Source organism: Variovorax sp. H27-G14, assembly GCF_046156345.1.
Lineage (GTDB): Bacteria > Pseudomonadota > Gammaproteobacteria > Burkholderiales > Burkholderiaceae_C > Variovorax.
On the sequence record NZ_JAYLVN010000012.1, the window covers coordinates 24,302 to 43,887 of the forward strand.

At 68.7% G+C, this 19,586-nt stretch carries 14 protein-coding genes; 11 read left to right on the forward strand and 3 right to left on the reverse strand.

Annotation, left to right across the window (positions count from 1 at the left end):
• Positions 1–291 precede the first annotated feature (291 nt).
• Entirely contained in the window at positions 292–1,170 is an 879-nt protein-coding gene (locus tag VLK31_RS23990; RefSeq protein ID WP_409170968.1) for a creatininase family protein, read from the reverse strand.
• Between the two features lie 383 nt (positions 1,171–1,553).
• Between VLK31_RS23990 and pgaA the strand changes: the two genes are divergently transcribed.
• The 6 genes from pgaA to VLK31_RS24020 all read left to right on the forward strand — a co-directional run bounded on the left by pgaA (position 1,554) and on the right by VLK31_RS24020 (position 11,504).
• Positions 1,554–4,109, forward strand: a complete 2,556-nt coding sequence (gene pgaA / locus VLK31_RS23995) for a poly-beta-1,6 N-acetyl-D-glucosamine export porin PgaA (protein ID WP_409170969.1) — start codon at positions 1,554–1,556, stop codon at positions 4,107–4,109.
• Positions 4,109–6,253, forward strand: a complete 2,145-nt coding sequence (gene pgaB / locus VLK31_RS24000) for a poly-beta-1,6-N-acetyl-D-glucosamine N-deacetylase PgaB (protein WP_409170970.1) — start codon at positions 4,109–4,111, stop codon at positions 6,251–6,253. The genes pgaA and pgaB overlap by 1 nt, the downstream gene beginning before the upstream one ends.
• Positions 6,250–7,527 (forward strand): poly-beta-1,6-N-acetyl-D-glucosamine synthase, encoded by a 1,278-nt coding sequence (pgaC, locus tag VLK31_RS24005; protein WP_409170971.1) that lies wholly within the window; start codon positions 6,250–6,252, stop codon positions 7,525–7,527. The genes pgaB and pgaC overlap by 4 nt, the downstream gene beginning before the upstream one ends.
• Positions 7,517–8,098, forward strand: coding sequence for a poly-beta-1,6-N-acetyl-D-glucosamine biosynthesis protein PgaD (pgaD, locus tag VLK31_RS24010; protein ID WP_409170972.1), 582 nt, complete (start codon positions 7,517–7,519; stop codon positions 8,096–8,098). The genes pgaC and pgaD overlap by 11 nt, the downstream gene beginning before the upstream one ends.
• Positions 8,099–8,243: 145 nt before the next feature.
• Complete coding sequence (locus VLK31_RS24015) at positions 8,244–9,041, forward strand: SDR family oxidoreductase (protein WP_409170973.1); 798 nt, start codon at positions 8,244–8,246, stop codon at positions 9,039–9,041.
• A 330-nt stretch (positions 9,042–9,371) separates the two neighbouring features.
• Positions 9,372–11,504: a hypothetical protein gene (locus VLK31_RS24020; protein ID WP_409170974.1), complete on the forward strand. Its 2,133-nt coding sequence runs from the start codon at positions 9,372–9,374 to the stop codon at positions 11,502–11,504.
• Here the strand turns inward: VLK31_RS24020 and VLK31_RS24025 are convergent.
• Entirely contained in the window at positions 11,448–12,431 is a 984-nt protein-coding gene (locus VLK31_RS24025; RefSeq protein WP_409170975.1) for a LysR family transcriptional regulator, read from the reverse strand. The genes VLK31_RS24020 and VLK31_RS24025 overlap by 57 nt on opposite strands.
• 86 nt (positions 12,432–12,517) lie before the next feature.
• On the opposite strand from VLK31_RS24025, the gene VLK31_RS24030 reads away from it, so the two are divergent.
• Complete coding sequence (locus VLK31_RS24030; protein WP_409170976.1) at positions 12,518–13,528, forward strand: zinc-binding alcohol dehydrogenase family protein; 1,011 nt, start codon at positions 12,518–12,520, stop codon at positions 13,526–13,528.
• 14 nt (positions 13,529–13,542) lie between these two features.
• Positions 13,543–14,118, forward strand: coding sequence for a GNAT family N-acetyltransferase (locus VLK31_RS24035; RefSeq protein ID WP_409170977.1), 576 nt, complete (start codon positions 13,543–13,545; stop codon positions 14,116–14,118).
• Between the two features lie 13 nt (positions 14,119–14,131).
• Here the strand turns inward: VLK31_RS24035 and VLK31_RS24040 are convergent, their stop codons facing one another.
• Positions 14,132–15,505: a PQQ-dependent sugar dehydrogenase gene (locus VLK31_RS24040; protein WP_409170978.1), complete on the reverse strand. Its 1,374-nt coding sequence runs from the start codon at positions 15,503–15,505 to the stop codon at positions 14,132–14,134.
• Positions 15,506–15,636: 131 nt separating this feature from the next.
• Here VLK31_RS24040 and VLK31_RS24045 point away from each other — a divergent pair, with 131 nt between their 5' ends.
• From VLK31_RS24045 to VLK31_RS24055, 3 genes are all read left to right on the forward strand, one after another.
• Positions 15,637–16,404, forward strand: a complete 768-nt coding sequence (locus VLK31_RS24045; protein ID WP_409170979.1) for an alanyl-tRNA editing protein — start codon at positions 15,637–15,639, stop codon at positions 16,402–16,404.
• 54 nt (positions 16,405–16,458) lie between these two features.
• Complete coding sequence (locus tag VLK31_RS24050; protein WP_409170980.1) at positions 16,459–18,723, forward strand: protein-disulfide reductase DsbD family protein; 2,265 nt, start codon at positions 16,459–16,461, stop codon at positions 18,721–18,723.
• Between the two features lie 95 nt (positions 18,724–18,818).
• On the forward strand, positions 18,819–19,511 hold the full coding sequence (locus VLK31_RS24055) for a thioredoxin family protein (protein WP_409170981.1): 693 nt from the start codon (positions 18,819–18,821) through the stop codon (positions 19,509–19,511).
• The last annotated feature ends 75 nt before the right edge of the window (positions 19,512–19,586 follow it).

Below are 19,586 nucleotides of genomic sequence, written 5' to 3' on the forward strand. Positions count from 1 at the left end.
CGCCCTCCTCCTTTATTTCGCTGCGGGGAGCACCCGACGCCCTGTGCACCTGGACACGCTCTGGGTGCTCGCCGATCAATGACTGCTCTGAGCAAAGCCCCCCGCTGTCGGTGTGCGGCTGATCAACCAGTGCTCTGAACACGCTCACGCCGATGGGGTGCCTTGCGCAGCGAAATAAAGGAGGAGGGGCGCAGCCCCGGGGGACATTCGCGGAGCAAGGTACCCCGTCGGCGTGAGCGCCGCCCTGAACAGCAGCAGCTCGACCAATAGCACACCGAAGAACACCGCCCCCTAAGGCAACGGCCCCGTATTGACAGTGCTCAACGGCAGCCGAGACACCTCGGCCAGCAGCAACGCCAACTGCCCCGCAGCCGCATCGATCACCGCCTGACCGCCCTCCGCCGTGGCTGCCGCGGCATTGCCCGCGGCACCGTGCGCGTTGTAGTCCTCCATCGCCCAGCCGAGCTTGGCGCTCTTGCCGTTGCCCAGGATCGCGTAGTCGGCCGCGCGCTGTTCTGACGTCGAACGGAAGTCCTTCGCCTCCCCCATGCGCACCAGCTGCGGGGTGAGGGCCAGCATCATCGAGGTCTCGATCTCGCCCGCGTGCACGCCAAAACGATGCTCCTGCGCGCTGAACCGGGCGCCCGCCTCGCCCAACGGCAGGTTGAACCAGCTCACGCTGTAGACGATGAGCCCGTGCGCCGCACGCAGCTCGCGCGCCACGATGTCCATCGCGCCCACATGTCCGCCGTGGGCGTTGAACAGCACCAGCTTCTTCACGCCCGCCCGCGCCACGCCCGCGCCAATGTCGCTCCACAGGCGAATGAGGGTGTCGGCCGACAGGGTGAGGGTGCCCGCGAAACGCGCGTGCTCCGGGCTCAGACCGATCTGCTGGGTGGGCAGGAACAGCACCGGCAGGTCGGCCGGCAACAACGGCAACGCAGCCGCGACGATGCCGTCGGCCAGCACCGTGTCCACGCCCAGCGGCAGGTGCGGGCCGTGCTGCTCGGTCGCGCCCAGCGGGAGCACGGCCACGGTGGCGGCGGGGTCGAGGCCGGCGAAATCGCGCGTGGTGAGCTGGGACCAGAAGCGGGGCAGTGCACGGGGCGGTGCACCAGCCGATGCACCAGGCACTGCACCAGGCGTGGAGGGGGCCGAAGGAGCGTTCATCGGCCGATCTTAGTGGCCGCAAGACGTGCCGAATGTGACGGACCGGGCGCCGTTGTCCCACAAAAGGAAACGTATGAGGGCCAAAAAACGCCAACCTGTTCACAAATACAACCGAATCCTTGGACTTTGGTTTGCTTTTGTTAACTCTTCTACATACAGTGGAGGTCAGGTTTAGTTTTTAGTACTTATGTATCAGTTTTGATGCAAAAGCCCGGTGTCCCGAAAAAGGCAGTCCATAGCCGTTCGGGGTTTTCCGGGTTCAAGGGAGCAGAGTGTTCATCCAGAAAATAACTGGAGGCACGGTCATGTACGGGCGCCCCACGGCGCTTGCGGAATCGTTGTCTCGTCACCTCGCGCAAGCCGCCCGAGGACTACCCCCCATCGTGTGCGTTCTGGCCTTCGGCACGTCCGCGGCCATGGCGCAACCCTTGCCGGCCGTGGTGCCGGTCGGTACAGCGGCGCCCGCCTCTGCCGACGCCGTGGTGGGTACCTCTGGTACCCCCTACGACGCCGCACGGCATGACGCGCTGATCGTCGAGCGCCGTGAAGGCCGCGTCACGCCCGCGCAGGCGCTGCAGCAGCTCAAGGTGTGGCTCGCCTCGCAACCCCCGCTGGGCGACGCCGAGAGCCGCCGCGTGGCATCCGATGCGATCACCCTGGCCACGGACGACGGCCAGTTCGCCGAAGCCGTGGCACTGGGCCGCCAGGTGACGCCTGCCGGGTTGGCCGACTACGCGCTGGGCCCGCTGGCCGTGGCCGCGCGGCGCACGCACGACCTGGCGCTGCAGGCAGACGCCGTGCGCCAGTGGCGCACCCGCCAGCCCGACGCCCGCGCGCCGCGCATCCAGGAGGCCTATTGGCGGCTGGACTCCGGCGACATCGCCGGAGCCCGCACGCTGTACACCACCCTGGCCGCGGGGGCACCGCAAGAAACCGACGACCGCGTGGCGCTGCTCGAACTGCGCGCCCACATCGCACGCGCCGACAACGATCTGCTGCAGGCGCTGGCCGCCTACACCGAGGCCGCCGCGCTCGCCCCCGGGCGCCGCGACCTGCGCCGCGAGGCCGACTTTCTGCTCGCGAGCAGCGGTGCCGCCTCCAGCGCCTTCGCCGACGCCGAAGCTGCCGAGCGCGACCGCCCCGGCAGCTTCTCGCCGCTGGCGCTCTCCAGCCTGCAGCAGGACGCGCTGGGCCAGCAACTGCGCTGGGCCATCCAGGAACGCGACCAGCGCCTGGGCCCGCAGCGCGTGGAAGCGCTCGACCAGGTACTGGCCGCGCAAGAAGCCGCGCTGGCCCGCGCCGATGCCGCGGCGCTGAAGGCCAGCCCGGCCGACGCCGAAGCCTTTCGCGCCCTGCGCGTGCGGCTGCTGTCCGACCGCCTGCTGGCGCTGGTGGAACGCGGCCGCCCGGCCGACGCCATCGCGCTGTACGACACCCTGCACGCCGCGGGCACCGACCTGCCTTTCTATGCCCTCGGCGCCGCGGCCCGCGCCCACGCGCAGGAGCGCCGCTCCGCCGAGGCCGTGCCGTTGTACGAAGCCGCCGTGGCCAAGGGCGGCACCGACCTGCCCATGCCCGACCCGCTGTACTTCGGCCTGGTCTACGCCTACCAGGACACCGGCCGCTTCGAGCAGGCCGACGCACTGCTCCAGCAGCTCGAAGCGGCCACGCCCGCCCGCATGCGCCTGGCGCCCGAGGCGGGCCGCCCCAACGAGCAGTACACCGACGTGAGCGGCCTGCGCGGCCTGGTGCAGCTCTACACCGACCGCCCGGCGCTCGCGCAGCAGACCTTCTCTGTGCTCACGCGCGAGGCGCCGCTGAACGCCGGCTACGCCTACGGCGCGGCGCTCACCGAGCGCCTGCGCGAGCACCCCGAGGCCGCGGTGGCACGCTTCGAGGCACAAGAGGCCGACCAGCCCGACGACATCACCGCGCGCGTGGGCCATGTCGATGCGCTGGTCGACGCCGGCGAATTCGCCCAGGCCCGCCAGCGTGCCGAAGCGCTGGTGGCCGACGCCGGCGACACGGTAGAGGTGCGCGACATGGAACGCCGCCGCCGCGCCAACACCGGCGCGCTGCTCGAGGTGGACGCCGAGGCATCGCGCGGCGGCTCCGCCCTGGCCAGCCGCGAATGGCGCGTGGACAGCCGGCTCAGCTCCGGCCTCATCAACGACGAATGGCGCCTGTTCTACGACCAGTCGCTAGGCCGCGGCAACACCGACATCGGCAACGCCAACTGGGCACGCGCCGGGCTGGGCCTGAGCTGGCAGCGTGGGCGCTGGCTGGCCGAAGGCGCGCTGCAGCACGCCAACGGCGGGCCTTACCAGAACAGCGTGGCCGGGCGCCTTGACTACCGCGCCAGCGACGCCTGGCGGCTGTCGGCCACTTACGACGGCGACAGCAAGGAGCTGCCGTGGAAGGCGCGCGTGGCCGGCATCGGCGCGCGCGAAACCGGCGCCAGCGTGGGCTACGTGGTGAACGAGTCGCGCCGCTTCGACCTGAAATGGCAGCAGCTCGACTTCAGCGACAACAACGTGCGCAACGGCCTGGAGCTGGGCTGGCGCGAGCGCTGGGTGAGCACGCCGCGCTTTCAGCTAGAGACGCACCTCACGGGCGACACCAGCCGCGGCCGCGCCGTGGACGCGCCGTACTTCAACCCGTCCAGCGACAGCAGCGTGCAGCTGGGCGTGCGCGCGCAGTGGCTCAACTGGAAACGCGACGACCGCGAGTTCTTCCAGGCCGTGGAGCTCAGCGGCGGCAGCTACCGCCAGGCCGGCTTCGGCAGCGGCCCGCTGTGGAGCCTGCGCTACGAACACCGCTGGGAGCTGGGTCCCAAGCTCACGCTGCGCTATGGCGTGAGCATTTCCAGCCATCCCTATGACGGCGTGCGCGAACGACAGCGCGGCGTCTTCCTGAACCTCTCGACGCCCCTGCAGTGATGCGAACGACACCGCCCTCCCTCCCCTCCTTGGCACGCGCCGCCCTGGCCTGGCTGCTGCTGGCGTGCGCGCTCGCGCTGGCCTTGCCTGCCGCCGCGCAGCCGCTGCCCCCCGCCGACCCCGACGACGGCGTGACCTTTCGCGTGCTCTCCTTCCACGACGTGCGCACCAACGTGCGCGCCAGCTTCGAAGATTCACCCGACGAAACCGCCGTGGACGAGCGCAGCTTTGCCGAAGTGTTCGCCTGGCTGCAGCACAGCGGCTACCACCCGGTGAGCCTGCAGCAGATCGTCGACGCGCGCGCCGGCGGCAAGCCGCTGCCGAGCCAACCGGTGCTGCTGACCTTCGACGACGGCTACCGGAGCGCCTACACCAAGGTGTTTCCGCTGCTCAAGCGCTACAACTATCCGGCGCTGATGGCGCTGGTGACCAGCTGGCTCGACGTGCCGCAGGGCCAGCTCGTGCACTGGGGCGACAAGCCCGCGCCGCGCGACAACTTTCTGCTATGGAGCGAAGCCGCCGAAATGGCGCGCTCGGGCCTGGTGGAGTTCGCCAGCCACAGCGACGCGATGCACACCGGCGTGCTGGCCAACCCGCAGGGCAACCTGCTGCCGTCGGCGGCCACGCACCGCTACGACCCCGCCACGCAACGCTACGAGGACGACAGCGCCTACACGCAGCGCGTGGAGGCCGACCTGCGCCGCAGCCGCGAAATCATCGAGGCGCGCACCGGCGCCAAGGTGCGGTCCACCGTGTGGCCCTACGGCGCCTACAACGCGGCGGCGCTGGCCGCCTCCGAGCGCGCGGGCATGCCCATCACCTTCACGCTGGACGACGGCGCCAACACCGCCGCGGTGCCGCTCACGCGCATTCGCCGCGCGCTGGCGGCCTACGACAACGAGGCGCCCACGTACGCACGGCTGCTGCGCAGCCCGGTGGGCGGCGAGCTGCGCGCGGTCAACCGCGTGATGCACGTCGACCTGGACTATGTGTACGACCCCGACCCGGCCCAACAGGAGCGCAACCTTTCGATGCTGATCGACCGCGTGGCCGCCGTGCGACCGCGCGCGGTGTTCCTGCAGGCCTATGCCGACCCCGACGGCGACGGCGTGGCCGACGCGCTGTACTTTCCCAACCGCCACCTGCCGATGCGCGCCGACCTGTTCGCCCGCGCGGCCTGGCAGCTGCGCAGCCGCGCCGGCGTGAAGGTCTACGCCTGGATGCCGGTGACGGCGTTCCGCCTGCCGGCGTCCAACCCGCTGTCGACGCACACGGTCACCACGCAGGGCGGCACCACGCCCGCAGGCCGCTACCACCGCCTCACGCCCTTCGACCCCGCCGTGCGCGCGCTGGTCGGCGACATCTACGAAGACCTGGGCCGGCACGCCTTCTTCGAAGGACTGCTGTTCCATGACGACGCCACGCTGGCCGACGACGAAGACGCGAGCCCCGCCGCGCTGGCCACCTATACGCAATGGGGCCTGCCGGGCGACGTGGCCGCCATTCGCGCCAACCCCGAGCTGATGGCCCGCTGGAGCAGCGCGAAGACGCGCTACCTGATCGAGTTCACACAAGAGCTCGCACGGCGCACCGGCGCCTGGCGCCCCGTGCTGGAGACCGCGCGCAACCTGTACGCACGCCCGCTGCTCGAACCCGGCGCGGAGCAATGGTTCGCGCAGAACTACGAAGCCTCGCTGGCCGCCTACGACTACGTGGCGCTGATGGCCATGCCGCGCATGGAAGGCGAGGCCAACAAGACCAACAACGGCGATGCCTGGCTCGAACGCCTCGCGCGCCGCGTCGCCGACACGCCGCGCGGCCTGGACGGCACGGTGTTCGAGCTGCAGGCGCGCGACTGGCGCACCGGCCAGCCCGTGCCCGACGCCGAACTGACACGCCAGTGGACGCTGCTGCAGCGCGCCGGCGTGCGCAACCTGGGCTACTACCCCGACGACTTTCTGAACAACCAGCCCTCGCTGGAGACCGTGCGCCGCGCGATCTCGGTGCGCACGCTGCTGCCGCGCGCCTTGCGCACGCAGTCGGCCGCCGAGATACCGCCGCAGGCCGCTCCGGCTGTTCAACCCGCTCAGTCCGCCCCGTCCGTGAAACCCGCCGCGCCGGCACAAGGAGAACGCTCGCCATGAGCACCACCTACTTTCTGGCGCACACGCTGCCTTCGCTGCTGTTCGGCTTCGTCTTCTATTACCCCTTCTTCATGGCCTATGTGTGGATGGCCGGCGGCCTCTCGCATGCATGGGTGTTCGAGCGCAAGCGCGACACCGACGTGAACCCGCTCGACTTGCTGCCCTCGCTCCCGCTGGTGACGGTGGTGGTGCCCTGCTTCAACGAGGCGCCGCACCTGCGCGAGGTGATCGAGCAGCTGATGCGCACGCGCTACCCGAACTACGAGGTCATTGCCGTGAACGACGGCAGCACCGACGGCACCGGCGAGCTGCTCGACGAAATGACCAAGGAGTACGGCCGCCTGCGCGTGATTCACAACGCCAGCAACCAGGGCAAGGCCGTGGGCCTGAACACCGCCTGCCAGCTGGCGCTGGGCGAGTTCATTCTGGGCATCGACGGCGACGCGCTGATCGACGAAGACGCCATTGCGTGGATGCTGCAACCCATGCTGGCCTCCGAGCGCATTGGCGCCGTCACCGGCAACCCGCGCATCCGCACCCGCACCACGCTGCTGGGTCGCATGCAGGTGGGCGAGTTCTCTTCGATCATCGGGCTCATCAAGCGCTCGCAGCAACTGGTGGGCACGCTGTTCACGGTGTCGGGCGTGATTGCCATGTTCCGTCGCCGCGCGGTGATCGACGTGGGCTTCTGGAGCCCCGACGTGCTCACCGAAGACATCGACATGAGCTGGAAGCTGCAGCTCGCGGGCTGGAAGCTGCGCTTCGAGCCGCGCGCGCTGTGCTGGATCTTGATGCCCGAGACCCTGCGCGGCCTGTGGAAGCAGCGCCAGCGCTGGGCCATTGGCGGCATCCAGACCATGCTGCGCAACAGCGGGCGCATTCTGCAGCCGCGCCACTGGCGCATGTGGCTCATCTACGTGGAGTACATGACCAGCGTGGTGTGGGCCTATGCCATGGCCGTGGTGGTGGTCGTGAGCCTGGCGCGCCCCTTCTTGCCGGTCGACTCGCAGTGGCACTCCGCGCTGCTGCCGCACTGGCAGGGCACGCTGCTGGCCATGACCTGCATCCTGCAGATGCTGCTGAGCCTGTGGATCGATCGCCGTTACGACCGCGACCTGATGCGCTATTTCGCCGGAACGATCTGGTACCCGATCGCCTTCTGGACCATCACGATGGCGACCACCGTCATCGCCCTTCCCAAAGCCCTGATACGCCGGCGCGGCAAACGCGCGGTGTGGACGAGCCCTGACAGAGGAGTTTCCAATGCCCCATGAGTCCCAATCACCCAACCGCTCCCCCGACGCCAACTACGACCTGCCGCCGCCCAGCCGGCGCCGCTCGTGGGGGCAGCCCGCGGGCGAGGAGCCGATCATCGACGCCGCGCGCATCTCGCTGCGCGCGTTCGGCAACGGCCGCTCGCCGCAGCGCACGCTGGCCATGTTCGTGTGGCTGCGCGTGCTGCGCCCGGCCGTGACCATCGCCATCTGGTTCTGCGCCATCTGGTATGCCTGGCCCTACGTGCTGGGCGCGCGCTCGCAACCCGAGGTCCTGCATCTGCTGGGCCTGTACGCGGTGGTGATCGGCGTGATCCTGGCCTCGATGCTGGTGATGGCGCCGTGGCGCCGCCGCCAGCAGGAGCGCGAGGCGCGCCCGGAGCAGGAAGAGTCGTCGCTGGCCTCGCTGGCCGCCTACATCGAAGTGCCGCCCGCGCGCCTGTCGACCTGGCAGCGCACGCAGCAGCTGCTGGTGCACCACGACAACAACGGCCACCTGCGCGACGCGACCGACACCGCGCCCGGCGCGCTGGAGCCCGAGCCGCTGAAGCGCGCGGCGGGTCGACGCTGAGCCACTGCCGAGGCACCGCTGGCACAACGCTGAGGTGCTGGTGGTCGGCGAGTGATCTGCGGCGCACAGCCGCGTCCGTGCAGGGGTTTCACGCCGGTGCTTCAATCGCCGGCTGACTTCAACTCACCCAGGCAAGGACTCTTTCATGGACCTCCAGCTCCAGGACCAGCACGTTCTCATCACCGGCGGCAGCAAGGGCATCGGCCTGGCCTGCGCGCTGGGCTTCTTGCGCGAAGGCGCGCGCGTGAGCCTCGTCTCGCGTGACATGGCCAATCTGCAGCAGGGCCGCAAGACATTGGTCGATGCGTTCGCGCAGGCCGAGGGCCGCGTGTCTTTGCATGCGGCCGACCTGAAGGACCCGGCCAGCGCCGTGGCCGCGCTCGATGCGGCCGAGCAGGCTTTCGGCCCGGTCGACGTGCTCGTCAACTCGGCCGGCGCCGCGCGCCGCACCCCGCCCGCCGACCTGACGCCCGCCGCGTGGCACGACGCCATGGACGCGAAGTACTTCACCTACATCCACATGATCGACCCGGTCGTCAAGCGCATGGCTGCGCGCGGGCGCGGCGCCATCGTCAACGTGATCGGCCAGGGCGGCAAAGTCGCGAGCCCCGTGCACATGGCCGGCGGCGCGGCCAACGCGGCGCTGATGCTGGTGAGCGCCGGCATGGCCGCGGCCTACGCAGGCCAGGGCGTGCGCGTGAACGCGGTGAACCCCGGCCTCACGCTGACCGAACGGCTGCAGGAAGGCATGAAGGCCGATGCGAAGCTGCAAGGCATCGGCACCGACGAGGCACTGAAGCGCGCCACGGCAAGGCTGCCGCTGGGACGCATCGCGACGCCGGAGGAAATGGCGAACACGGTGGTGTTTCTGGCGTCGGCGAAGGCGAGCTATGTGACGGGGGCGATCGTGGCGATGGATGGGGCGGTGACGCCGATGATCTGAGGCGCCGCCGAGCCCCAAAGACACCCGCGTCGCAGGCCCGTTCTACCGGGCCTTTGCGCGAACTTTGCACGCTCCTAATTCGAGGATAAGACGGTCTGCCTAGATTTCGCGGAGCACTTCCGCCTGCGAGATCCTGACCGAGGTCACGTACGCCACAACAAGCGTGCGTGCGGCGCAGGGGCGAAGAATGAATCAAAAAGTTTTGCTCGCCCGCCATCAGGCAAGCGTGCTCCTTTCAAAGCATCTCCGGAGTCAAGGCCCCTGAAAACCGAACTTTCCGAGTGGCGAACTTCTGCCGCGCAAAGTGCTGACTTTGCGGTCGACTCCATCGTGCAGGAGATCCTGGCCTTCTGTTCCGACCAGAAGCTGAAGAACGTCCTGAACATCGGCCGCGGCACAGTGGCCGCCTCATTGCGCAGCGCCGGCCTGCGGGTGCTGGATTGCGACTTCGACCCGGCCGGACCCCACTGCATTCATTTCGATCCATCGGGCTGCGCCGAGGGCGCCGCGCAGGTCTTCGCAGCGATGAAAGAGCAGACCGGGGGCGAGCCGTGGCTGGTCATCTGCCTCGATGTGCTCGCGCACATTGCCAGCGACGACGTCTTCGCGGCGGTGCGAAACCTTCGTGCCGTGTGCGATGGACATCTCATCGCGTCCCTGTCGACACGCCCATGCAGCCTGGAGGGCAAGCTGCACGCGACGATCCTGCCGAAAGCGACCTGGCTGGAAATCTTCCGAACCGTCGGCTTCGCCGTCGAGGATGACCGCGCTCTGGCCAGTGCGCGAGCGGTATGCCAAAAGCGTCCCAAAGACGAAGAACTCGGGCTCGCCTCGTACTGGGCAAAGTGCGACCTCTTTGGCGACATCGGCAACGGCGAGCCTGACTTCGTCCGGCTTTCAGCAGACCATGGCGCCGGCTTGTCGGAGGGTCCGGCTCGACAGCGTGTCGAGGCATTGATGGACGTCTTGTACCGGCGCGAAAAACGCGCACAGTTCAATGCGGGGCTTGGCGCACTCAAGGACCAGGCAAGCCGATTGCCGCGGATAGGTTTCAACCTCCATCACATGCAGGAGTTCATCCTCTACCGCCCGCTGCTGGATGTCCTGTCGCGAAGCTCGGTGGCAGTGCTGATCCGCACCTCCGTCCTGGATCCGGACGCGCTCTTGCTGGCACGCGAATTCTTTGCCAGGCGCGGCGTGCAGGCCGTGTTCTATCAACGGTGCGCGCAGATTGCCTGGCGCGAGTTGGGTCTGCGCTTCCTGATCACCGGTGCAGAATCGAATGTCACCTGCCACCATCTCATGGGCCGGCAGGTAGCGGAGGCGGCAAAGCTGCACGGCGTGCACACGATTCAGATGCAGCACGGGGTCTGGATCGAGCAGTTTCCGCAACGACTCATCGAGTTCGGCTCCGAGACCATCTGGTCGTGGGGCGAGAGCTACGAACGCTTCATCCATGAAAGTCGAGTCAGCCTGGCCGGCAAGACAGTGCAAGGGTGCGTCCTGCCATGGCAAAGGTTCAGGGCGGTGGGAGGCCCCAAGTTCATCGATATGCGCCTGTCCCCGCCGCAGGATCTCTTTCGCTGGCGGCTGGGCCTGGACACGAGCAGGTACCGGGGGGTTGCCCTGCTGGGTACGAATCTGCTGTGGCATCGGCACGGTACGGCAGCCCAGACCGCCCGCGCGCGCCTCGTGAAGATGATGCAGGCACTGCCGGACCTGCTTTTCATCGTCAAGCTGCATCCCTCCGAACGCGCACCCGGCGCGGGCGAACTCGCTCTTGCGAATTCGGTGGTCCTCGATGACGTGCTGATGGGCATGCTGGACCTGCATGTGACGCGCCTCGTCGCCGCTGTCGACGTCGTGATTTCGTCGCTGTCGACCCTGCTCCTCGATGCTGCGGTTGCCGGAAAACCCTGTGTGCAGTACGACACGGGCAACGACCTGTCCTATGCCGGAATGGCAAGCGTGGAGATCGAGCAGTTGCCGCAGTTGCTCACGGACATCGCCGCCATACCGGTCAACGTGGAGCTCGTACAGGAATACGCCAGCGCAGCAGTGGAGCCGTTCTACGAACACCTCGCGCGCACGCTTGCGGCACCCACCCCCTCATACGCATCGCGCACGCAGATCGAAGGCGATGCCGCGAGCTACTACTCGGCCGCGACGGAGACCGAGAATCTCTGGTGCCAGGTACGCGATTACTGGAGCCTTGATCAAGGCCGCAAGCTCGAGATCCAGCGCTTGCATGGCGAGGTGAACGTACTTTCCACCGACAACACCCGGCTCGCTGAAGAACTCGATGCAGCGCGCACCGATGCGGCACGCGCGTTGCAACAGGCACAAGCAGCCGAACGGACAAAAGCCGGGGAGCTTGCCGCTTTGCAAAGGAGCAAGTCCTGGCGTTTAACGGCGCCCTTGCGCGGCGTGCGCCGTCTGCTTGGTTCCATCGGGGCAGATTGACGCCTTCTGGGCACCGTCGACGAACGACGCGGTCAGCGCCTCGAACTTCAACGCCAGGAAGTCCACAAACGCCCTCACCCGCGCAGGCACGAACCGCCCACTGGGCAACAGCGCATGCAACGGATAAGGCTCGGTCTGCCAATCGGCCAAGAGGTGCACCAGCCGCCCCGAGCTGATGTCGTTGCGCACATCCAGCGCCGACTTCAACGTGACGCCATGCCCCGCCACCGCCCACTCCCGCGCCAGCGAGGCGTCGTCCACGCTGCGATCGCCGTTCACCCGCACCTCCGTCCACTGCCCGTTCTGCGCAAAGCGCCACACGCGGTGGCGTCGCCCCCCGCGGTTGAAGATCAGGCAGTTGTGGTGCACCAGGTCCTGCGGCGTCTTCGGCGCGGGATGACGGCGCAGGTACTCGGGCGACGCGGTCAACAGCGGGCTCGTCACCGCGAAGGGCCGCGCCACCAGGCGCGAATCGGCCAGCGTGCCGTAGCGCAGCGCCACGTCGACCTCGTCGCGCATCACGTCCAGCGGCCGGTCGCCGACCGACAGCGACAGCTGCACGCCGGCGTGCAGCGCCAAAAACTCGTCGAACCAGGGCAGCAGCGTGCTGCGCGTGAGGTCCGAGGGCGCGGCCACGCGCAGCGTGCCGACCAGCTCGCCGCGGTCGGCCGTGACCAGCGACTCGCCCTCGTCCAGCAGCTCGAAGGCGCGCACCGCGTAGTCCAGCAGCGTCTGGCCCTGCGGCGTAAGGCGCATGGCGCGGGTGGAGCGCTCGAACAGGCGGGCGCCCAGTTGCGCCTCCAGCCGCTTGAGCGTGGCGCTGGCGGCGGCCGGCGTGATGCCCAGCGCATGGGCGGCGGCCGTGAGCGTGCCGCCGCGCGCCGTCTGCACCAGCACCCGCAGATCGGAGGTATTTTCAATTTTCATTTGAATATGTTGCTGATAAATACCCGCTTATCAATCAGCGATTGCAATCCTACAGTCGAGGCATCGTTTCATCCAAGGACCCCGCCATGAAAGCCGTCGGCTACTACCAGCCCCTTCCCATCGACAACGCCGAATCGCTGCAGGACATCGAGTTGCCCGCGCCCGTGGCCGGCCCGCGCGACCTGCTGGTGCGGGTGAAGGCGGTGTCGGTCAACCCGGTGGACACCAAGGTCCGCAAGAACGCCGCACCCGAGGCCGGCCAGGCCAAGGTGCTGGGCTGGGACGTGGTGGGCATCGTCGAAGCCATCGGCGGCGAGGTGAAGAACTTCAAGGTGGGTGACCGCGTGTACTACGCCGGCTCCATCGTTCGCCCCGGTGCCAATTCGGAACTGCACGCGGTGGACGAGCGCATTGCCGCCATCGCACCCAAGAGCCTGGACGACGCGCAGGCCGCCGCACTGCCGCTGACGACCATCACTGCTTACGAGCTGCTGTTCGACCGACTGAAGGTGCCCAAGGGCGGTGGTGAAGGCCAGACGCTGTTGATCACCGGGGGCGCGGGCGGTGTCGGCTCCATCCTGATTCAACTGGCGCGCCAGCTGACCCAACTGCGCGTGGTGGCCACCGCCTCGCGCGCCGAAACGCGCGAGTGGTGCCTGGCGCTGGGCGCGCACGCGGTCATCGACCATTCGAAGCCGCTCGCGGCGGAGCTGAAGGCGGCCGGCATCGGCGAGGTCGACATGGTCGCCAGCCTCACGCAGACCGAGCAGCACTACGCGCAGATCATCGAAAGCCTCAAGCCCCAGGGCCAGATGGCGGTGATCGACGACATGAAGCTGCTCGACGCCATGCCGCTGAAAACCAAGAGCCTTTCGCTGCACTGGGAAATGATGTTCGCGCGCTCGCGCTTCGAGACGCCGGACATGGCCGAGCAGGGCGCGCTGCTGGCCGAGGTGGCGGCGCTGGTCGACGCGGGCCGCGTGCGCACCACGGCCAACGCGAGCTTCGGCACCATCAACGCGGCCAACCTGCGCAAGGCGCATGCGCTCATCGAGAGCGGCAAGGCGCAAGGCAAGGTGGTGCTGGCCGGGTTCTGAGCACAATCGGGCGCATGACCGACACAGCGCCCACACAACCCACACCAGCCATCGAATTCGACACCGAACGCCTGCGGCTGCGCGCCTGGCGCGAGAGCGACCTTGCACCCTTCTTCGCACTGGCCTGCGACCCGCAGGTGATGGAGTTCCTGCTGCCGCTGCCGACACGCGCCGACAGCGACGCCATGGTCGCGCGCTTCCGGCAACGCTTTGCCGAAAACGGCTGGGGCCTCTGGGCCGTGGAGCACAAGGCCTCGGGCGAGTTCATCGGTTTCACCGGGCTCAACGTGCCCGCTGTCACGCTGCCCTTTTCGCCCTGCGTGGAAATCGGCTGGCGCTTCGCGCGCCATGCATGGGGCCAGGGCTTCGCGAGCGAGGCGGCGCGCGGTGCGCTGCAGGTCGGCTTCGACCGGCTCGGGCTCGACGAGATCGTGGCCTTCACCGCGACCGGCAACCTGCGCTCGGCGGCGGTGATGGACCGCATCGGCATGAAGGAAGACACCGCCGGAGCCTTCGAGCATCCGTTCGTGCCGGAGGGGCACGCGCTGCGCCGGCACCGGCTCTACCGCATCGGCCGGCCGCAACGCTGAGCAAGCACGCGGCTTACTTGTCCTTCGACACCCGCCACACGGCGTTGCCCACGTCGTCGGCCACGATCAGCGCGCCGCCCTTGTCCAGGGTCACGCCCACCGGTCGGCCCTGGGCCTTTTCGTCGGCGGTAAGAAAGCCTGTCAGCACGTCGACCGGCGGGCCGCTGGGCTTGCCGGCGATGAAGGGCACGAACACGACCTTGTAGCCCGACTTGGGCTTGCGGTTCCACGAGCCGTGCTCGCCGACGAAGACGCCGCTGGCGAACTGCTCGGGCATGAGGCCCGCGCGCGAGAAGGCCATGCCCAGGGGCGCGACGTGCGAGCCCAGGGCGTAGTCGGGTGCGATGGCCTTGGCCGCCATTTCGGGGTTCTGCGGCGTGACGCGCGCATCGACGATGCCGCCGTAGTAGCTCCACGGCCAGCCGTAGAAGGCGCCGTCTTTCACCGAGGTGAGGTAGTCGGGCACCAGGTCGCTGCCGATTTCGTCGCGCTCGTTCACCACGGTCCACAGGGCCTTGGTGTCAGGGTCCCAGCCCATGCCGTTGGGGTTGCGCAGGCCGCTGGCAAACAGGCGCTTCTCGCCGCTCTTGGTGTCGACCTCCCAGATGGCGGCGCGGCCTTCTTCGGCGGCCAGACCGTTTTCGCCGATGTTGCTGTTGGAGCCGACCGTCACGTAGAGCTTGCTGCCGTCGGCATTGGCAATCACGTTCTTGGTCCAGTGGTGGTTGATGCCCGCGGGCAGCTGCGTCACCAGCGTGGGGTTGACGCTGATGGTGGTCTGGCCCTCGGTGTAGGGCACCTTCACCAGCGCGTCGGCGTTGGCGATGAACAGCTCGTTGCCCACCAGCGCCATGCCGTAGGGCGACGTCAGGTTGGTCATGAACACCTGCTTGAGCTCGGCCACGCCGTCGCCATTGGCGTCGCGCAGCAGGGTGATGCGGTTGGCGCTGGGCACGCCGGCGCCCGCGCGGCCCATGACCTTGCCCATGACCCAGTTGCGCACGTTGGCCACCAGGCCGTCGCCACCGTCGGTGGCGCTGCCGCCGGGCTTGGGCGGCTTGTTGCTCTCGGCCACCAGAATGTCGCCGTTGGGCAGGGTGTAGACCCAGCGCGGGTGGTCCAGCCCGCGCGCCAGCGCCGTGACCTTCAGGCCTTCGGCGGGGGTGGGCATGGCGGTGTCGGTCCAGCCGATGGCGGGTGCCACGTTGACGGTGGGAATCAGGGTCTTGTTGGGCTCGGCCAGTTGCGGGCGCGGACCGGTGGTGGCCTCGGGGGTCAGCTTGGCGGCCTCGCCACAGCCGGCGACGAGCAGCGCGACGGCCACGGCCACGGCGGGTGCCTGCCAGGTCAAGGCGATGCGGGTGGAGGCTTGCTGCGGTGCTTTCATGCGGGGTCCTTGTGCGGCCCAGTGCCGCATTGCGGCGCAATCTTCCCTGTCGGCCCGGCCCGGGGCTGTCGGTCGTGGGCGCTTTCTGGCGTGGGCGCACCGCATTCGCGCATCGCCGCTACCATCGCCGGATGACCGACGACCTGTTCCGTGCCGACGCCTACCTGCGCACCTGCGACGCCCGCATCGTGCGCATCGACGAGACCGGCGTGGTACTGGACCGCACGGTGTTCTATCCGCTGGGCGGCGGGCAGGCCGGCGACAGCGGGGTGCTGGCCCTGGCCGACGGCCGCGAGCTGGTCATTGCAGACACCCGCAAGGCCAAGAACGACGAAGGCCAGCCGACCAACGAATTCGTGCATGTGCCCGCGCCTGACCAGGCCGAGCTGCTGGCCACACTGAAGCCCGGCGACACCGTCACCGCCCGCCTCGATTGGGAGCGCCGCCACCGGCTCATGCGCTTCCACACCGCCACCCACCTGCTGTGCCACTTGGTGCCGCAACCGGTGAACGGCTGCTCCATCACACCCGAATACGCGCGGCTCGACTTCCACATGACCGACCCGCTGGACAAGGAAGCGCTCACCGCCGCGCTGGCCCGGCTGGTGGAAGCGGCCCATCCGCTGACCGTGGGCGCCATCACCGACGACGAGCTGGACGCCAACCCGGCGCTGGTCAAGAGCATGAGCGTGCAACCGCCGCGCGGCACGGGCACGGTGCGCACCATCCGCATTGGCGGTGAAGGCGAGGCGCAGATCGACTTTCAGCCTTGCGGCGGCACGCATGTTGCAAACACTTCGGAGATTGGCGCCATGGTGGTGACCAAGATCGAGAAAAAGAGCGCCAACAGCCGGCGCGTGGTGCTCGGTTGGGCACCGGTGGCCGGCGCCGCCGCCTGAAACATTCCGGCACATCCTGGAACTTAGCCCCCCTCGAATGCTCCGACTGACGGCATGATCTTTTCGCGCATCCAATTCGCTACGCTTCTGATAGCAACCGCCGCGGCCTGCATGCCGGCTGCCGCGCAATCGACATCGGCGAGTTCGCCCATGGCATCCAAGCCGGGCGCCGTGGTCACCACCCCCCATGTGCGCGCCGAGCTCATTGCGCACGCGCCCGACGGCGTGACGCCCGGCGCCCCGGTGTGGGTCGGCCTGCAGATCACGCACCAGCCCGAGTGGCACACCTACTGGAAGAACGCCGGCGATTCGGGCCTGCCCACCGAACTGACCTGGACACTGCCGCCCGGCGTGTCCACCGGCGAAATTGCCTGGCCGGTGCCCGAGAAAATCGCGGTCGGCACGCTGGCCAACTATGGCTACGAGAACACCGTGCTGCTGCCGGTGCCGCTGGAGGTGTCCACGCTGTACAAGCCGCCGGTCTCGCTGGGCGGCACACCGGCGATGGACATTCAACTGAAAGCCTCCTGGCTGGTTTGCCGCAAGGAGTGCATTCCGGAAGAAGGCACCTTCTCTTTGTCGCTGCCGCTGCAGGGCTCGACCGCGCTGCACAAGGCCGATTTCGACACCGCCGCCGCCGCCCAACCCCAGCCGCTGGCCAAGCCAGGCACCGTGCAGGTCGACGGACAGATGCTGAAGGTGCGCCTCGAAGGCCTGCCCGCCGCCGTGCAGGGCAAGACGCTGGGCTTCTTCCCCGAAACCCCCGAGGTGATTCGCACCGCGGCCGTTTCCGGCAAGGACTGGACCCAGGCCTGGAACAACGGCGTGTGGACCGCGTCGCTCCCGCTGGCCGACCAGCGCAGCGAAAGCCCCACCACGCTGCCGGTGGTGGTGGCGCTGGCCGAAGCCGACCGGCAGGCCGGCCAGCCGATCGCCTGGCGTGCCGAGGCGCCGGTGTCGGGCACGTGGCCCACCACCGCGCCGCGTGCCGGGGTGTCGCCGGCGCTGCAGGCCGCACTGGCCACCAACGCGGCGAATGTCACCGGAGTAACCGGGGCCACCGCTGCCGCGTCATCGAGCGACCTGCCCACCCCCTCCTCCACCACTTTCCTGGCCGCCCTCTTCGGCGCGATGCTCGGCGGCCTGCTGCTCAACCTGATGCCCTGCGTGTTCCCGATCCTTGCCATCAAGGTGCTGGGCTTCGCGCGACAGGCTGGCAACGACAGCGCGCACCGCAAGGCGGGCCTGGCCTACACGGGCGGCGTGATGCTGTCGTTCCTTGCGCTGGGCGGGGCCATGCTGGCGTTGCGCGCGGCCGGCGCCGGGCTGGGCTGGGGCTTTCAGTTGCAGTCGCCGGGCGTGGTGGCGGCGCTGGCGGGGCTGTTCACGCTGATCGGGCTGAACCTGGTGGGCGTGTTCGAGTTTGGCCGTGCGGCGCCGTCGTCGGTGTGCAGCGCGCAGGCCAAGCATCCGCTGGCCAACGACTTTCTATCCGGCGTGCTGGCCGTGGTGATCGCCTCGCCCTGCACCGCGCCGTTCATGGGCGTGTCGCTGGGCTTTGCCATCGGCCTGCCGCCGGTGCAGGCGCTGCTGCTGTTCGCGGCGCTGGGCTTCGGGCTGGCGCTGCCTTATCTGGTGGCCGGCTTCGTGCCCGCCATCGCGCGGCTGCTGCCCAAGCCCGGCCCGTGGATGCACACGCTGCGCCGCCTGCTGGCGTTCCCCATGTTCGCCACCGTGGCGTGGCTGGTGTGGGTGCTGGGCCAGCAAAGCGGCATCGACGGCGCGGGCACCTTGCTGGCGCTGCTGGTGTGCCTGGCCGCCATCGTGTGGGCGCTCACGCTGCGCGGGCGCACGCGCATGGTGATTGCCGGCCTGCTGATCGCCTTCACCGCGGTGCTGACCGCAGCCATCGGGCGCAATGTGTTGCAAGTGGTGGAGCCGGCGCAGCTGGCCTCGGCCGCAAGCCAGGGCGCGGCCGGCCAGCGCTGGCAGCCGTGGTCGGCCGAGCGCGTGGCCGAGCTCTCGGGCGCGGGTCAGCCGGTGTTCATCGACTTCACCGCCGCCTGGTGCGTGACCTGCCAGTACAACAAGAAAAGCACCCTGTCCGACACGCAGGTGCTGGCTGACTTCGACGCCAAGAAGGTCGCCATGCTGCGCGCCGACTGGACCCGCCGCGACCCGGCCATTACCGCCGCGCTGACCGCGCTGGGCCGCAGCGGCGTGCCGGTGTATGTGCTGCAGGCGCCGGGCAAGCCACCGGTCGTGCTGACGGAAATTCTGGGCAAGGACGAAGTCCGCGCCGCGCTGGCCGCGCTTTGACCACCTGCGTGACATGGGTTGTCACAGGCACTTGAAGAAACCGTTCTAAGCTGCAGTTGTTGTTTGGAATTTTTCTTTTGGAGTTCAAGCTGGCCATGTCTCTTTCGCCAACCGCCGACTCGCGTTCCCTGCGTGCCGCGCGCCAAGCCCGCGCCGCCCTGAGCCGGGCCTCCCGCCGTGCCGTAGTCGCCGCAGCCGTGGCGCTGGGCGCCACTTTTCTGATGGGCACCAATGCCGCCGCGGCACCCGTGGTCGGTCAGCAAGCGCCCGACTTCGTGGCCGTCGACACCACCGGCGCCAAGCACAAGCTGTCCGATTTCGCGGGCAAGTTCGTGGTGCTGGAGTGGACCAACCCCGGCTGCCCCTTCGTGCGCAAGCACTACGGCAGCGGCAACATGCCCGCCACCCAGAAGGCCGCGACCGACAAGGGCGTGGTGTGGCTGGCCATCAACTCCACCGAACGCGCCGCCACCGACTACCTGAAGGCCGACGCGCTCGACGCCTGGATGAAGTCGCAAAAGGGCTCGCCCACCGCTGTGCTGATGGACGAGGACGGCGTGATCGGCCAGGTCTACGGCGCGCGCACCACGCCGCACATCTTCATCATCGACCCCAAGGGCATGCTGGTGTATGCGGGCGGCATCGACAGCATTGCGTCGGCGCGGGTGGACGACATCAAGACCGCGACCAACTACGTCAACCAGGCGCTGGGCGAGGCCTTCGGCGGCAAGCCGGTGTCGACGGCCAGTACGCGGCCCTACGGCTGCTCGATCAAGTACAAGACCTGAGCACGGCTAGAGCTTTGCGCCCTGGGCAAGGCGTGACAGCTACCTGACCGCCGCAGTCAGGCCACGGTCGGGAAG

Bases quoted from the DNA above. Each gene is read 5' to 3' on its own strand.
- VLK31_RS23990 (WP_409170968.1), bottom strand. From the start codon at position 1,170: ATGAACGCTCCTTCGGCCCCCTCCACGCCTGGTGCAGTGCCTGGTGCA.
- pgaB (WP_409170970.1), top strand. From the start codon at position 4,109: ATGCGAACGACACCGCCCTCCCTCCCCTCCTTGGCACGCGCCGCCCTG.
- pgaC (WP_409170971.1), top strand. From the start codon at position 6,250: ATGAGCACCACCTACTTTCTGGCGCACACGCTGCCTTCGCTGCTGTTC.
- pgaD (WP_409170972.1), top strand. From the start codon at position 7,517: ATGCCCCATGAGTCCCAATCACCCAACCGCTCCCCCGACGCCAACTAC.
- VLK31_RS24015 (WP_409170973.1), top strand. From the start codon at position 8,244: ATGGACCTCCAGCTCCAGGACCAGCACGTTCTCATCACCGGCGGCAGC.
- VLK31_RS24025 (WP_409170975.1), bottom strand. From the start codon at position 12,431: ATGAAAATTGAAAATACCTCCGATCTGCGGGTGCTGGTGCAGACGGCG.
- VLK31_RS24030 (WP_409170976.1), top strand. From the start codon at position 12,518: ATGAAAGCCGTCGGCTACTACCAGCCCCTTCCCATCGACAACGCCGAA.
- VLK31_RS24035 (WP_409170977.1), top strand. From the start codon at position 13,543: ATGACCGACACAGCGCCCACACAACCCACACCAGCCATCGAATTCGAC.
- VLK31_RS24040 (WP_409170978.1), bottom strand. From the start codon at position 15,505: ATGAAAGCACCGCAGCAAGCCTCCACCCGCATCGCCTTGACCTGGCAG.
- VLK31_RS24045 (WP_409170979.1), top strand. From the start codon at position 15,637: ATGACCGACGACCTGTTCCGTGCCGACGCCTACCTGCGCACCTGCGAC.
- VLK31_RS24050 (WP_409170980.1), top strand. From the start codon at position 16,459: ATGATCTTTTCGCGCATCCAATTCGCTACGCTTCTGATAGCAACCGCC.
- VLK31_RS24055 (WP_409170981.1), top strand. From the start codon at position 18,819: ATGTCTCTTTCGCCAACCGCCGACTCGCGTTCCCTGCGTGCCGCGCGC.